The organism is Azospirillum sp. CT11-132 (assembly GCF_047302835.1).
Taxonomy (GTDB): domain Bacteria; phylum Pseudomonadota; class Alphaproteobacteria; order Azospirillales; family Azospirillaceae; genus Azospirillum.
The window spans coordinates 140,193-154,928 of sequence record NZ_JBGLZA010000007.1; the positions used below are offsets into that span (position 1 = coordinate 140,193).

The 14,736-nt window shown below is 61.6% G+C and carries 11 protein-coding genes; 4 read left to right on the top strand and 7 right to left on the bottom strand.

The annotated features are described in order from the left end of the window. Positions 1-143: 143 nt before the first annotated feature. The 6 genes from ACCD06_RS27915 to ACCD06_RS27940 form a co-directional block, all read right to left on the bottom strand. Positions 144-1,859 (bottom strand): glycosyltransferase, encoded by a 1,716-nt coding sequence (locus tag ACCD06_RS27915; protein WP_413345052.1) that lies wholly within the window; start codon positions 1,857-1,859, stop codon positions 144-146. Between the two features lie 1,156 nt (positions 1,860-3,015). Beyond that, entirely contained in the window at positions 3,016-3,417 is a 402-nt protein-coding gene (locus ACCD06_RS27920; RefSeq protein WP_413345054.1) for a nucleoside-diphosphate sugar epimerase/dehydratase, read from the bottom strand. Positions 3,418-3,634: 217 nt separating this feature from the next. Then, positions 3,635-3,895: a hypothetical protein gene (locus tag ACCD06_RS27925; RefSeq protein ID WP_413345056.1), complete on the bottom strand. Its 261-nt coding sequence runs from the start codon at positions 3,893-3,895 to the stop codon at positions 3,635-3,637. After that, positions 3,892-4,749 (bottom strand): NAD-dependent epimerase/dehydratase family protein, encoded by an 858-nt coding sequence (locus ACCD06_RS27930; RefSeq protein WP_413345058.1) that lies wholly within the window; start codon positions 4,747-4,749, stop codon positions 3,892-3,894. The genes ACCD06_RS27925 and ACCD06_RS27930 overlap by 4 nt, the downstream gene beginning before the upstream one ends. Before the next feature lie 53 nt (positions 4,750-4,802). Further along, positions 4,803-6,815, bottom strand: coding sequence for an asparagine synthase (glutamine-hydrolyzing) (asnB, locus tag ACCD06_RS27935; protein ID WP_413345060.1), 2,013 nt, complete (start codon positions 6,813-6,815; stop codon positions 4,803-4,805). Positions 6,816-6,958: 143 nt separating this feature from the next. After that, the gene (locus ACCD06_RS27940) at positions 6,959-7,954 is read right to left on the bottom strand and encodes an NAD-dependent epimerase/dehydratase family protein (protein ID WP_413345062.1); all 996 of its coding nucleotides are present in this window, start codon (positions 7,952-7,954) and stop codon (positions 6,959-6,961) included. 217 nt (positions 7,955-8,171) lie between these two features. Here ACCD06_RS27940 and ACCD06_RS27945 point away from each other — a divergent pair, with 217 nt between their 5' ends. The 4 genes from ACCD06_RS27945 to ACCD06_RS27960 all read left to right on the top strand — a co-directional run bounded on the left by ACCD06_RS27945 (position 8,172) and on the right by ACCD06_RS27960 (position 12,265). Further along, on the top strand, positions 8,172-9,125 hold the full coding sequence (locus tag ACCD06_RS27945) for a Gfo/Idh/MocA family protein (RefSeq protein WP_413345064.1): 954 nt from the start codon (positions 8,172-8,174) through the stop codon (positions 9,123-9,125). Positions 9,126-9,145: 20 nt separating this feature from the next. Then, positions 9,146-9,718, top strand: a complete 573-nt coding sequence (locus ACCD06_RS27950; RefSeq protein WP_413345066.1) for an acyltransferase — start codon at positions 9,146-9,148, stop codon at positions 9,716-9,718. Next, positions 9,715-10,839, top strand: a complete 1,125-nt coding sequence (locus ACCD06_RS27955; protein WP_413345068.1) for a DegT/DnrJ/EryC1/StrS family aminotransferase — start codon at positions 9,715-9,717, stop codon at positions 10,837-10,839. The genes ACCD06_RS27950 and ACCD06_RS27955 overlap by 4 nt, the downstream gene beginning before the upstream one ends. Before the next feature lie 70 nt (positions 10,840-10,909). Continuing rightward, complete coding sequence (locus ACCD06_RS27960) at positions 10,910-12,265, top strand: nucleotide sugar dehydrogenase (protein ID WP_413345070.1); 1,356 nt, start codon at positions 10,910-10,912, stop codon at positions 12,263-12,265. 16 nt (positions 12,266-12,281) lie between these two features. Here ACCD06_RS27960 and ACCD06_RS27965 read toward each other — a convergent pair whose 3' ends face one another. After that, complete coding sequence (locus ACCD06_RS27965) at positions 12,282-14,651, bottom strand: HAD family hydrolase (protein WP_413345072.1); 2,370 nt, start codon at positions 14,649-14,651, stop codon at positions 12,282-12,284. Positions 14,652-14,736 lie beyond the last annotated feature (85 nt).

Sequence of the window (14,736 nt, forward strand, 5' to 3'; positions counted from 1 at the left end):
CGGTTTTCAGATTCGCCTTTGGATCGCGTGAAATCGGACCCGATTTGAAGCATGAATCCGTCGCCAAACGTAAGGTTATAGCTACGTGCGTCTCATGCTAAACGCACGTAGCTATAGGTCAACGGGAATTCACGCCTGAGCACCTATTTTATCTGCAACCGCGGGGATCTCGCAAAAGTTCTTGCATCAATTTTTGTCAGGATTTCACTGAAAACCTTGCCGATCCGTTGCAGCGAATGATGGCTCTGCACATAAGCCTGCCCCAATCTTCCCAACTCCCGCAGCCGTCCTCGGTCAGCAGCTAATGTTCGAAGGACGTTCGTCAAATTGAAAATGTCCGCCGGAATCAGGGGCAACTCGCCCGGTTGCAGGCAGCCGCTGAACTCGTAGAGATCCACAAGGTCAGGACGCAGGTAGCAGATAACCGGTTTGCCCAACGTCATCGCTTCGATGGCGACCATGGCGTACCAGCCGATGACCAACTGATCGACTACCAGATCTGCCGAAGCCATTTCCTCCAGAACAGTTTGGTTGGAAGCAAATTCGACGATTTTCAAGTCGATTGCGACACCTTCCTGTCGAAGCTGCTCCACCGCAGCGATCAAATGCGCAGTTCCCTTGATCGTCCGATGGTTAGGAGTATGGACGATTCGCAGGGGACGATCATCATTCTCTTCAGGCTGGAGATGAGCCACCTTCGCCATCACCTCAGCGATATCGATGGTGAAATGGCCGGTGAGCAGAAGATCCCAATGGTGGGTATAGTCGACCCAGTCACAGCCTGAGATGACGAAGTCCGCACTCTCTGTCCAGAGATCGATCCTGTCGGCAATCCGTCGCCGGTCCCTGATCTCGTACGGGTAATCCATGGAATGGGCGTGCTTGAACAGAAGGTTTGGAGTCAGAGTATAGTCCTGTATGTCCGCCCCATAGGGCATCACCACTGTCCGAACTCTTGCCAGTTCCAGAAGCCAAGGCTCGATCCGCCAAGCCCAGCGGGTCGAACTGAGTGGTCCGCCATTGAAATACATAAACACGGCTCGGTAGCGGGTAACCATCAGCCGGAAGGCCTTCAGCCGGACCAACCAGTCCAGCGCCAAGTCTGGACGGGACATGAATATGTGATCGAAATCACGGGTGACATGGGTCAGGCCCAGAACGAAGGTCTCTGCGCTGTATCCCGTCTCCAGAAGCGCCAGCTTATGATAGCGATTGTTGACGAGGCAATCCGGCCCAATGCCGACATCCACAGACTTGCGGCTCCATCGCCCCAGCAGTGCCAGCACCAAGGCGGTAAGCACCAACAGGATCTCGCCGGCATATGCCGGCAGGCTTGAGAAGCTATTCCGCCGACGCAGATCCCGCTCATGCAGATGGTTGCGGATCAATGGTCCAGCGTTCCACCATTCCGACACGCCCAGACGGCGCAGTTGCCCAGCGATCTCTCCCGCATACATGCTGGCCACGACAACGCGCACTCCGGGTACCGGCGGAAGAACGGCATTCGGATTCCACACCGGCAACCCGTCGACCACACCCGTCTTATGATTGTCGATGAAGCCGAGAACCTGGGCCTTCGACCCCGAGCGGAACGCCGCATGGACGATGCGTCCACCCTCCCCCGCTCCGAAAATCAAGATATCTCCCTCACTGGGAAGCTGTTCAGGAAAAGCGACAAGCGGCACAGACAGTCTCCCTACGGCGCCGGGCACAATCTCCCGAGCCGGGTCAATTTCAGACCCCAGATGGCGAAATTCCGAGCCGGCGATTGATACGGGCAAAATCCTTGCCAATCGTCTCCAGCGAATGATGCCGACGAACATACTCCTGGCTGCGCCGTCCCAGCTCAGCCAGCTCATGGCGCTCCATGCCGGCCAATGATCGCAAGACATCCTTTATGTTTCGTGGGGTGGCGTCGATGATCGGCAGTTCGCTTGGCTCCAGCAGCCCGGCCCCCACATACAAAGCATGCAAGTCCGGCCGGATGTTGCAAACCACCGGCCGGCCCAACGACATTGCTTCGATGGCGAACATCGCATACCAGCCGCAGACCAACTGGTCCAGAATGACGTCGCAGCCAAGGATGGTCTCCAGAATTTCCTCGTTGGGGACCCGTTCCAACATTACCAATTCGATCGCCACACCTTCTGCCACAAGCTCCTCGACCGCCTGGAGGAAGAAAGCCGTTCCCTTGACCGTACGATGATTTGGGGCGTGCATCACCCGCAATGGCGTATCAGAATCAAAGGGGCGGGGCGGGCAGGCGGCAGCGCGGGCAGCCATGGCTTCGACGTCCATAGAGAAATGGGCGATTTGTAAAGTGTCCCAGTGATACAGGTAGTCCACCCAATCGCAGCCGCCGAGAATATGATCGGCATGCTGGGTCCACAAGTCGATCTGCCTGGCGATCCGCCGGCGCTTCTGCCCGTGACCTGGATAATCGACCGCGATTGCATGCTTCAGCAGCAGATTGGGGTTGCGGCTGTGATCCTGGACATCTCCTCCATAGGCCATCACCACGACTTTCACATTGGCTAGCTGCAGCAGATAAGGCTCGAAGCGCCAAATAAATTTCGTGAAGAAAAAGACGCTACCATTAAAATATATATAAACTACCTTGTAACGAGACACCGAGTGCCAAAACAGTTTTAGCCGAGATATCGAATGGCCGATGATGCCTTTCCCCGGCGTCAAAATATGATCAAACTGCCTTGTGATGAAATATACATTGTCAACATATGTTTCCGCACTGTACCCAGCTTTCTCCAAGGCTTTTTTGTGATAAACATTATTGATCATCGGCTCGGGACCTAAGCCGACATCGATGGATTTATTTCGATAACGGGCTGCTGTTGCCAGGAAAATGGCGCTAATCAACCACAGCAATTCCGTCAGGATATCCCAAGGCAAGCCAAGGATATCAATGATGTCGACTCTCTTCCTCATATGCCCTCGCTCCAGACATGCCGGCCTATTACCGCTCTCCTGCATTTCCTGCCCCGATGACGGAGCACCTCACACCAGCAGCCAGAAGAGAAAGCCAAAAAAAAGTATTATGGTCATCAGCGCTTTCAAACGCCGTTTCTGTTCTGTCTTGTGGCCGTTCTTGGCGTTGATCAATGGCAGGGCGTTGTCGAAATCGGTGATACCGCTTTGCTGAAGTTGGGCCGCGATCTCGAAAGCATATGTGCTGGCAATGACGATCCGCGCGTTGGCGCCACGTTTCAAAACATCGTCCAATCCAACGATCGGCAATCCGCGAAGCTCACCGCGCTTGTTGTTGTCGATAAATCCTACAACTTTAACGTTCGAAACTCTGCTCAGTGCCTTGTATACGATTAAACCTCCTTCTCCGGCGCCGAATATGAAGGTTTCGTTTGAAGCCCGAAAATCAGCAGGTTGCTCGATCAGTCTCATGTTTCGTCCGTTCCGCAGCCCCTTTCTGAGGCGTGTCCCACTTCCAATGCCGCATAGACAGGTATGTTAACGCCGGTCTACAAGGCATTCTCCGAAAATGTTGTTCATATTATGATGCCAAACTTCATAACAGTACAGCACCTCATCCTGTCAATTTTTTCAGTAGTTGAATGGGATTACTGCTTTCCAATATACTAATCATCGCCTTTACAATTGGTTAAACCGCAATCGCCAAAGCGATGGTCAGAAAATAACCTGTTGTCCTGTGATCGATTTCATTTAAAATCCGTAAATTGATATGACCACCAAAACTCGGTTTGGTCATTGCGTTCCGTCTGGCCGGACCTCTCTGGTAGGTCGCCGCCGGTATACGCGATTGGAACGCGGAAAGTTCAAGAAGTCTTTCCTCTTCGGCGCTATCGCCATGAAAGACGGAGCGGAGATTGGCGCCAGTTGCTGAATGATCGACTTTGTTCAAATCAGGTCAGACAAGCCCACAGCGAACGGGCGAAACGAATCCAGGGAATAACGGGAGGCAAGGCAGGAAAGATCGGGAAGAATGGTCGCGGGTACCAAATCCAGCCGCCGTTCGAAAATAGGAGGTTTTCCTATCCTCTTCCCCAGCATTTCTGCAATTGTTCTAAGCCCTAGTATTTCAGGGGATGCGACGTTGAAGGTTCCGTCCCACTCCTGGTTCATGGAGAGCTTAAATACTGCGGCGGCATCCTCGACATGTGTGGGGGTCATGCGTATGCCTTCGTCATCGCCCTGGAGGACGACTGGCACTCCGTTGCGGATGCGTGAAATGATGGTAGGCATCAGGCGCCCGACCTGCCCGGCACCATACAGATGGAACAACCGGAGGACGCACACCGCAAAACTGTCGCGATAGGGCGCCGCCAGCATCTCGGCCGCCAGCTTGCTTGCCGCATAGTAGTTTTCCGGAACCACCAAGTCTGCTTCCCCGTGCCGGTGTAACGAGGACGCGGCATAGACGGAGCCTGTGGATGCGAGGATGAATTGGCGGGCGCCGGCTCGCCGTGCATATTCCAGCAGCTGGGTTGTGGCCGCGACATTAACCGCGAAGATGTCTTTCGCCGCATCCGGAAATTCGCCATGCCGCAGCGATTGTGCAAGATGGATGATCACGTCAATCCTGGAGGGAAGTTCCGGACTGGCGTCCATACCGGAGGACAAGTCCCAACCGATCCGCCGGCAGTCATCAAGTCCCTCCATGCGGCGCGTGAGGATATGGACCTCGTGTTCCCCAGAGATCATGGAAAGCAGCCGTCGACCGAGAAAGCCGGTAGCGCCTGTCACAAGGACGTGCATCTTACCCCTGCCGGTTGGAAATCTTGATGTTGAGTCACTCAACCCCTTTTCCATCATGTTGAAGAGGCGAGGGCGTGACAGGGCGATTGGCCTGCGAAAGTCTCTCCACCGGGAATGATGACGGCGTCGGCCTGCCAATCCTCCGCACTGTGATTGGCCGTTTCCTTTTCGGTCGTCCCTGAAGCGGTCAGGAACATTTCTATCCAGTTCTCCATGCTCAGGAGAGACCAGATCAGCAGGCGACGATTGGTGCGACCGCTCAAATGGTCATCGACGAGTCCACGGATGACGGTGCGGTCCAGATAGTCGAAAATCCTGGCTTCTTTCCCCAACAGAAGCCGCCGGACATAGTCGATGCTCTCACCTCGGAACCAACTGGCGTCAGGTGCGGAGAAACCCTGCTTTTCCCTCTCCACCACCTCCCGCGGAACATAACGCTCCATAAGGTTTCTCAGCAACAGCTTACCATCACGCGTCTTCTGGAAATACAGGGCCGACTTGGCGCCCGGCTCGTTCTCGTTCAGGCGCACGGTTTCGGCGAAGCGGCGAAGCTTTAAGCTCGCCGGCAGCGCCATGGCAAAATCGACAAGGTCATTGTCGAGGAACGGAACGCGGGTTTCCAAGGAATGAGCCATAGACAGCTTGTCCTCCACGGTCAAAAGGCCATGGAGGAAGGTTTTGGCTTCGAGATACAAGGAATTGTTGACCTGGTCCTCCGGTCGCGTGCCGCGAGGGGCATGTTCTGGAAAAATGCCCTTGAAGATTTCAAAGGAATTGAGGTCACCCACCGCTCCCTGGATGGGGCGGAACAGCGGTTTCATCTGTTCGGCAGGCACCAGCCGTTGCCAGTACGTGTGGTATTCCATCAAGAATTGTTCGAACCCCGTGCCCGGTGGAGCACGATAGTAGCGCCAGGGATATCCGCCGAACAGTTCGTCCCCGCCCGTTCCAGCCAGCACCACCTTCACGAATTTCCCCGCTAAGCGCGAGATGCAGTAGTTCGGATAGCTCTGTCCCACCCTTGGCTCATCGAGATGCCAGGTCACGCGCGGCAGGACCCGCTCCATATCGCCAGACTTCAAGACCATTTCATAGTGTTCGGTCTTGAATACGTAAGACATATGCTCTGCGGCAGCACGCTCGTCATAGTTGAGCTCAATGCCGGACGCGTTGCGCAGATCGAACCCGCAAGTGAAGGTACGCAGAAGCGGGACTTGGCGCGAAGCGAGCGCAGTGATCGCCCCGGAGTCCAACCCTCCGGACAAATAGGCTCCAACTTCGACGTCGCTCACCATCTGCCGGGAAACGGCTTGACGGAACAGGTGGTCCAACTCCTCCAGATAATCCTCTGGCGACCGGGTGGTCTCCGGCTCATCGAAGTGGAAATCCCAATATCGGTGGAGACGAGGTTCGGACAGGCCTCCTCCGGCGCCGGATATCTCCATCCAGCAGCCGGCGGGGAGCATCCGGACGTTTTCGACCAAGGTCTGGTCCGTGAAGAAGTTCTGAAAATTGAAATATTCGAACAACCCGGCGACGTTCATCCGCCGCGGGAAATCCGGCACGGCAAGAAACGCCTTTGCCTCCGATGCGAACAAAAACTGTCCATTCACGGAGGCATAGTAGAGCGGCTTGATGCCGTAGCGATCACGCGCTAGGAACAGCCGTCGGTCCCGTCGATCCCAGATGGCGAAGGCGAACATGCCGTTCAGGCGGTCAAGGAGCGAGGCTCCCCAGGCGGCAAAGCCGTTCAGCAGGACTTCGCTGTCCGTTTGGGAACGGAATGTCCATCCCAGCCCCACCAGTTCCCTGCGCAAGTCGGCGAAATTATAGATTTCGCCGTTGTAGGTCATGACGAAACGGCCGTCCTGGGTCGCCATGGGCTGCCGCCCTTTCGGCGACAGGTCGATGATCGACAGACGGCGATGTCCCAGCCCGATGCCCCCCTCAGCCCACCATCCTCCCGCATCCGGGCCACGATGGAACATGGCATTGGTCATGCCGCGCAGGGTCGCGGGAGAGATAGGCAAATCCTGCCCGTTCAGAATGCCGGCGATCCCGCACATGATCTTCCCCTTGGCTGTTGACGGCTTTGGCAAAGCAATGCGCATGCCAAAGATAAGAGGAGCCGCTCCTTTCGAAGCGGCTCGGGAAAACCCTTGGAAATGGCGGGGCGACAGGAAGGCAGCCGTGCCAGCACTGTCGAAGACTAGGCAATATTTACTTCACGCCGGCGTGCCTCGACCTCGTTCATGTGGGCCGAGCGCCAATCGATCAGCCGGCGCAGCCCTTCTTCCAGCGAGGTTTGAGCGGTGAAGCCGATCTCCTCCTGGGCCCGCTTGGGGCAGCCGATGCGGTTGCGCACGAAGGTCAGGCCCGCCGGCTCGTACCGGATGCCGGCATCGGTTCCCGTCATGGCGATCAGCATGTCCGCCAGTTCACGGATGGAGGTGCGCCGCCCGGTACCGACATTGTAGAAACGGTCCGTCCGGTCCGCCTCCATGGCGCAGACATTGGCTTGGGCGCAGTCGCCGACATAGACGAAATCATAAGCCTGGGAGCCGTCGCCGTAGAGCGTCAGGGGCTGGCCGCGGTCGATGGCATCCAGCATCTTCATGATCACGGCGATGTAGGCGCCCCGGTAATCCTGGCGCGGACCATACACATTCATGTAGCGCAGCCCGACGAAGGGTAGGCCGTAGCGGGCATGGAAGGCGCGCAGCATCGCCTCGCCGGCAATCTTCGTGGCACCGTAGAAGTTTGTGTTGTTGAACGGATGGTCCTCCGTCATCGGCTCCGTCACCGCGTCGCCGTAGACCGAGGCGGAGGAGGAGTAGACCAGTCGCTTCACGCCTTGGCGGACGCAGGCCTCCATCACGTTGAAGGTGCCGCGGATGTTCACGTCGAAGGCCGCGCGGGGATAGTCGTGACACTGCAGAAGCCACAGGGCGGCGAAGTGGAAGACGCCGTCCGCACCTTCCAGCGCCTTGTCCAGGATGTCGGTCTGGGTGATGTCGCCGCCGGCTTCGAAAATCCGCACGCGCGGATCCTGCATGGCGGAGGCAAGGTTGGCCGGAACGCCGCGGGTGAAGTTGTCGTAAATGACGATCTCCCGCACGTCCTTGCGGACGAGCAGGTCCACCGTGTGGGAACCGATCAGTCCCGCCCCACCGATCACAACCAGTTTCTTGCCAGCCAGATCCATATCCGCACCCCAGGGATGGTCAGGCCGCGCGGTCGCGGGCCTTTCCCTGATGCAAAGCGTCAAGCTTCCGGATAGTCAAGGACCGAATGGGTGAGACGAAGCGCCATGGAAGGGCCAGGGTCGAGGGCGGGGGCGAGGATTGGCCTATCGCCGGCATGGAACCTGCTTGTATATTCCCATGCCCGAGCTTGGGGAAAATGACGATGATGCGTGCGCCATGAAGAGATTCGCCCTGATCGGTTTGGCGGGGTATATCGCCCCCCGGCATCTGAAGGCCATAAAGGAAACCGGCAACACGCTGGTTGCGGCCCTCGATCCCAACCAGAGCGTTGGCATCATCGACAGCTATTTCCCCGACACCCATTTCTTCACCGAGTTCGAGCGGTTCGACCGGCATATCGACAAGCGCCGGCGGCGAGGGGATGGCATCGATTACGTGTCGATTTGCTCTCCGAACTACCTGCACGACGCGCACATCCGCTTCGCCCTGCGCAGCCAAGCCGACGCCATCTGCGAGAAGCCGCTGGTCCTCAACCCCTGGAATGTCGATGCGCTTGCCGAGTTCGAAGCGGAATCCGGCCGGCGCATCCGCAGCATCCTGCAACTGCGCCACCATCCGGCCATCATCGCGCTGCGCGACCGCGTGGCCACCGCCCCGGCCGACAAGGTCTTCGACGTCGACCTGACCTATCTGACCGCCCGCGGCAACTGGTACCATGTGAGCTGGAAGGGCCAGATCGACCAGTCGGGAGGAATAGCCACCAACATTGGCGTCCATTTCTTCGACATGCTGGGCTGGATCTTCGGCCCTTGTCGGGGAAATACGGTTCATCTGCTGCGCAAGGATGCCGCTGCCGGGGTTCTGGAATTCCAGCGTGCCCGGGTGCGCTGGTTCATGTCGATCAATGCCGACCATCTGCCGTCGGAAGCGAAGGCCCGTGGCCAGCGGACCTACCGTTCCATCACCGTCGATGGCGATGAGTTGGAATTCAGCGAGGGCTTCACCGACCTGCACACGGTCAGCTACGCGGAGATCCTGAAAGGCAACGGCTATGGGCTGGAGGATGTCCGGCCGTCGATTCAGACGGTGTTCGAAATCCGCCATGCCCAGCCGGTCGCGCCAAAGGGGGAATATCACCCGTTCTGTACCCGCGCCCTGGAAACGGCCTGAGCCTCGCGGAGCCTTTCGGGATGGACCAGCAGAATTGGACTTGCCACGAAACCGCCATCGTCGACGACGGCGCGAGGATCGGTGCGGGGACCCGCATCTGGCATTGGACGCATGTGTGTGGCGGGGCGGTGATCGGCGAGGGCTGCTCGCTCGGGCAGAACGTGTTCGTGGCCAACCGGGTGCGCATCGGCAACCGGGTGAAGATCCAGAACAACGTCTCGGTCTATGACAACGTGGTTCTGGAGGACGGCGTGTTCTGCGGACCGTCCTGCGTGTTCACCAATGTCATCAACCCGCGCGCCGAAATCACCCGCAAGGACGAATACCGTGACACCCTGATCCGCCGGGGCGCCACGCTGGGGGCCAACTGCACCATCGTCTGCGGCGTCACCGTGGGTGAATATGCCTTCATCGGGGCCGGTGCGGTGGTCACCCGCGATGTGCCCGACCATGCGCTGATGGTGGGTGTGCCGGCCCGCCGGGACGGCTGGATGAGCAGGGCCGGCGCGCGGCTGGGAGCCGATCTGGTCTGTCCGATCGACGGAACGCGCTATCGCCTTTCCGGTCCCGAGCAGCTGGAGCCTATGCCATGACGGCCATCCCCTTCATCGATCTGGCCGCCCAGCGCCGCCGGCTGGGTGCGCGCCTGGACCGGGCTATGGAGCGGGTCCTGGACCATGGCGGCTACATCCTGGGTCCGGAGGTGCAGGAGCTTGAACGCCGTCTCGCCGGGTTCTGCGGTGCCCGCCACGCCATCGGCTGCGCCAACGGGACCGATGCCCTGGTGCTCGCCCTCATGGCCAAGGGCGTCGGGGCCGGAGATGCCGTCCTGGTGCCATCCTTCACCTTCGCCGCCTCCGCCGAAGCCGTGGTCCTGGCCGGCGCCACCCCGGTCTTCATCGATGTGGGGGAGGATTTCAATCTTTGCCCCGCCAGCCTGGAGACGGGGCTTGAAACCGCCCGTGCCCAGGGGCTGAGGCCGGTGGCGGCGGTGGTGGTCGATCTGTTCGGCCAAGCCGCCGACTATGAGCGGATCGGCGCCGTCTGTGCCAGGAACGGGCTTTGGATCCTCGCCGATGCGGCCCAATCCTTCGGCGGCATCCACCCCGGGGGAAAGGTCGGAACGCTGGGAACGATCACCACGACCAGCTTCTTCCCGGCCAAGCCGCTCGGCTGCTACGGCGACGGCGGCGCGCTGTTCACGGACGACGACGATCTGGCGCGGACGCTGCGCAGCCTGCGGGTGCATGGCCAGGGCGGCGACAAATACGACAACGTCCGGGTCGGGCTGAATTCCCGCCTGGACACGCTCCAGGCCGCCATCCTGCTGGAGAAGCTGGAGATTTTCCCAGACGAGATCGAGGCGCGCAACCGCGCCGCCGAACGCTATGCCAGGGGACTCGGCGATGTTGTCGCCGTGCCGGTCATAGCGGACGGTGTGACCTCGGTCTGGGCGCAATACACGGTGCGCGTCGGCGGCAACCGGCGCGATAGGCTGGCGGCGCGGCTGAAGGACGCAGGCGTTCCGACGGCGGTCTATTATCCGAAGCCCCTGCACCGGCAGACGGCCTACCGCGCTTTCCCGTCCGCTGGCAGCCTACCGGTCAGCGACCGCCTGTCGGCCGAGGTGCTCAGCCTGCCCATGCACCCCTACCTGGAGCCGGCGGTGCAGGACCGCATCATCCGGGCCGTCCGCGACGCCTTGCCGGCATGACCGACCACAGGCCGCTTTCCCCCCGCCGTGCCAGCGGGCATGATCGGGATCTATTCTCGGACAACGCCACATGAGCATGATGACGCCCCAGCATTCCCTTCCCGATCCGGCCGTGCTGACCGAACGTTTCGAGGCCCGCCGGGGAACCGTCGCCGTCATCGGGCTGGGCTATGTCGGGCTGCCGCTCCTGCTGGCTTTCGGGCAGGCCGGTTTCGACGTGATCGGCTATGACATCGCTCCGGAAAAGGCGGAGCGGCTGAGGCGCGGCGACTGCTACATCCAGCACATCGACTCTGCCCCGCTACGTCCGCTTCTGGAGTCCGGCAGGCTGAAAGCGACCGCCAGGATGGCCGATCTGGCCGGCGCCGACGTGGCCATCATCTGCGTACCCACTCCGCTGACGGCGCAACGCGAACCCGATCTCAGCTATATCGAGAAGACGGCGGCGGCACTGGAGCCCTATCTGAAGCCGGGCCAGCTGGTGGTGCTGGAATCCACCACTTGGCCCGGAACGACGATGGAGGTGATGCGCCCGATCCTGGAGCGAGGCGGCCTCGTTGCCGGGCGCGATTTCTTCCTAGCCTATTCGCCGGAGCGCGAGGATCCGGGCAACGCCCGCTACTCCACCCGCACCATTCCCAAGGTCGTTGGCGGCGACGGCGAGGCCGCGACCGCCATGGCCGCCACCCTGTACCGTCAGGCCATCGGCAACGTGGTGCCTGTCAGCAGCACCCAGGTGGCGGAGGCGGTGAAGCTGACGGAAAACATCTTCCGTTCCGTCAACATCGCCTTGGTCAACGAGTTGAAGGTCGTCTATTCCCGCATGGGAATCGATGTCTGGGAGGTCATCAACGCCGCCAAGACCAAGCCCTTCGGTTACATGCCCTTTTATCCCGGCCCCGGCCTGGGCGGCCACTGCATCCCGATCGACCCCTTCTACCTGACTTGGAAGGCGCGGGAGTTCAACGTCAACACCCGCTTCATCGAACTGGCGGGAGAGATCAACTCCCAGATGCCGGGCTATGTGGTGGGAGTGCTGCAGAACGCCCTGAACGACCACGCCGGTGTGGCGCTCAGGGGCAGCCGGGTCCTGCTGCTCGGCATGGCCTACAAGAAGAACGTCGACGATGTGCGCGAAAGCCCGGCCTTCGCTCTCCTCTCTCTCATGGAGGAGCGGGGGGCGGTCGTCGACTATCATGACCCGCATGTGCCGGAGATCCCGCCCACCCGCGAGCATGCCCAGTATTCCGGGCGCCGCAGCATTGCCCTGACCGCCGAGGCTTTGGCAGGCCATACGGCGGTGCTGATCTGCACCGACCATGACACCGTCGATTACGGGCTGCTGGAAAGTTATCCGGGGCTGATCGTCGACACTCGCAATGTGATGGCCGGCCGGCGCACTCGGGGGACCATCGTCGCCGCCTGAGATCGTCGCGCCCCGATTAGGAGCTCTCCAGATCGGGCCGACCCAAGGCGATCAGGCGCGGCGGCGGCAATCCGTTGGCCGCCGCCTGTTCGCGCATCAGTGCCGCCAGCCGGTCGGCATAGCCCAGCGTCACCAGCACCAGGGCCACCTCCAAGCCGGCCATCTCGCCCATGTCCCGCACCGGCACCCCATGGAACAGTGGAGCCGGGACGAGATGGCCCATCAGGTCGGCATAGGCCGCAGGCTCCAACCCGGCCTCGCGGGCGTAGCGGATGAAGTCCGGCCCCATCCCGCCATCGCCGCCCACGGCGAGGATGCCAAAGCGGCCATCTGTCCGTCCCCGCAGCCGCTCCACCAGCGCCCGGCAGACCGGGCCATGGCCGCCCTCCAGCCCCAGCAGGTCTGCCGGCTGGCGGAAGATCCCAGGAACCAGGCGGGTCAACGCGCCTTGTGGCCAAGGGGCGAGGGCCGGGCGCAACCCCAGGGCCAAGGACAGGATCGGCCCCTCCCCCATCTCCGCCAGCGGTCGCACGGCGGCCAGGGCCGTGGCGTCGCAGAGGACGCGCTCTCCTTCCGTGCCGTCGTTCTGGTCATAGGCAAGACTGCCGAGGATGTCAGCCTCCAGCGCGGTCGGCCGCAGCAGGACGGCGGCGAGCGGCAGGAAAGCCTGCACCCCCGTGACCGTCGCCCCTTCTCCGCGGGCCGGATAGACGGCCGTCATCAGGTCGGCATAGCGGCGGATGCCCTGCTGCAGCAAAGCCAGAAGCCGCCGCTCCCCGCCCTTGGCCGGCGGTTCGGCCAGGAGCGGCACCACCCGCCCGCCGGCGTCCCGCCGATGGCCCAGCGTCGTGCCGTCCAGCCCGGTCAGCACCCGTTCCAGGATTTGCGGGCTGCGATAGAGCACCCGGCCCAGGGTAATCCCCGTCCTATCCTGTCCGGCAAAGACCTGGACCCCGATGCCGTCGGCAAGAGCATGGACGATGTCGGCGACGGCATAGGCCAGGAAGATGCGGCAGCGCGATCGTCCCTCCGGCAGCAAGCGCGCCACCGCGGCGGGCGTGGTGCCGCGGGCGCCCAGATCGACCAGCGCCACCGGCTCTTCCCGCCCCAGGACCTGCGCCAGATGGTCGAGCAGCCGCTCTCGCGCCTCTTCGGCCAAGCGCGCGGCGCGGGAGCGTAGGTCCGGATCGTCAAACAGGGCCAGCACCCGGTCGGCGGCGGCCCCGAATTCTGTCGCCGGCTTGGCGAGAAGCTCCTCCAGCCTCAGTCCGGCAAGGTCCTGCAGGGTGGCCGGCACCTCGCCACCCGCCTGGACCAGCAGCCGGTCCCAGGGCAGGTGCGGCCGCTCCCCCAGGATGCGGCGGGCCGCGGCGGCATCAAGCCCCGCCAGTTCCAGCGGCATCAGCGCCTGACGGGACAGGTGGAGGGCCACCACCTCCATGTCATAGCCGCGATGGGCGATCCAGTCGCGCATCAGCGGGGCGAACACGGCAGCCTCGCGCATCAGCGGGGCAATGCGGCGGATGCCCTGGTGGCGGCACTCCTCCACCACCCAGCGGCAATATTCCGCCACCGCCGGTCCCAGCACCAGGGCGCCGAACTCCAGCGCGAAGGCATCCTCCGCGTCATCCTCCCGGCCGGCCAGTGCGGCCAGCCGCCGGGGTGGAGGCGGAGCGTCGGCCGCCAGACCCATCACGTTTCGCTCGCGCTCGCGCAGGCGTGCCAGTCCCGGTCCCGGTACATAATGGATCGCCTCCAACCCGGCTGCACGCGCCATGGCGACGTCGCCCAGCGGGTCATCTCCGATGTGGACGATGCGTCCGGGAGGGCAACCAGGATGAGCGGCCAGCAGCAGCCGGAACAGGCCGCCATCCCGTTTCGAGCAGCCTTCGGCACCGGAGACATGAAGGCGGCCATAAAGCTCCGGCCCGATCCCCGCCGCCGCCAGCAGCCGCGCCAGATCAGTGGGCGACAGATACATGTCCGACAGCAGGACCACCGGGATCCCCGCTGCCGACAGGTCTTGCAGCACGGTCAGCAGCAGGGGATTGGCGAAAATCCATTCGGCCTCCACCTCCAGTTCCAGAGCGGCCAGCATCGCCGGATCGGCCGTTTCGGACAGGAGGTGGCGAAGTTCGGCATGGATGGCGGCCAGCCCCACCTCCGCGCTTGCGACCCGGGTCCTTGCGCGTCGTTCCGCTTCCTCCCGGGCTAAGCGAAACAGCACGGGCGTCAGTCCAGGCCTGATCAGCCCCATGGCAGAAGCCCGTTCGCCCACTGCCTCGAACAGGTCGCCGGGCTGCTCCACCCGGCGCAGCAGGAGGGTGTCGAAGACGTCGAACGACACCAGCAGAGGCCGGCGGTCGAGAATGCTGGACAGGGTCATGGGAAGAGGCCGGAGACGTTCAACGGGGAAGCCGGTTATCTTTCTCCGGCGAGCGGACAAAGGAAAGCCGCTTCTCCGCTTCGTC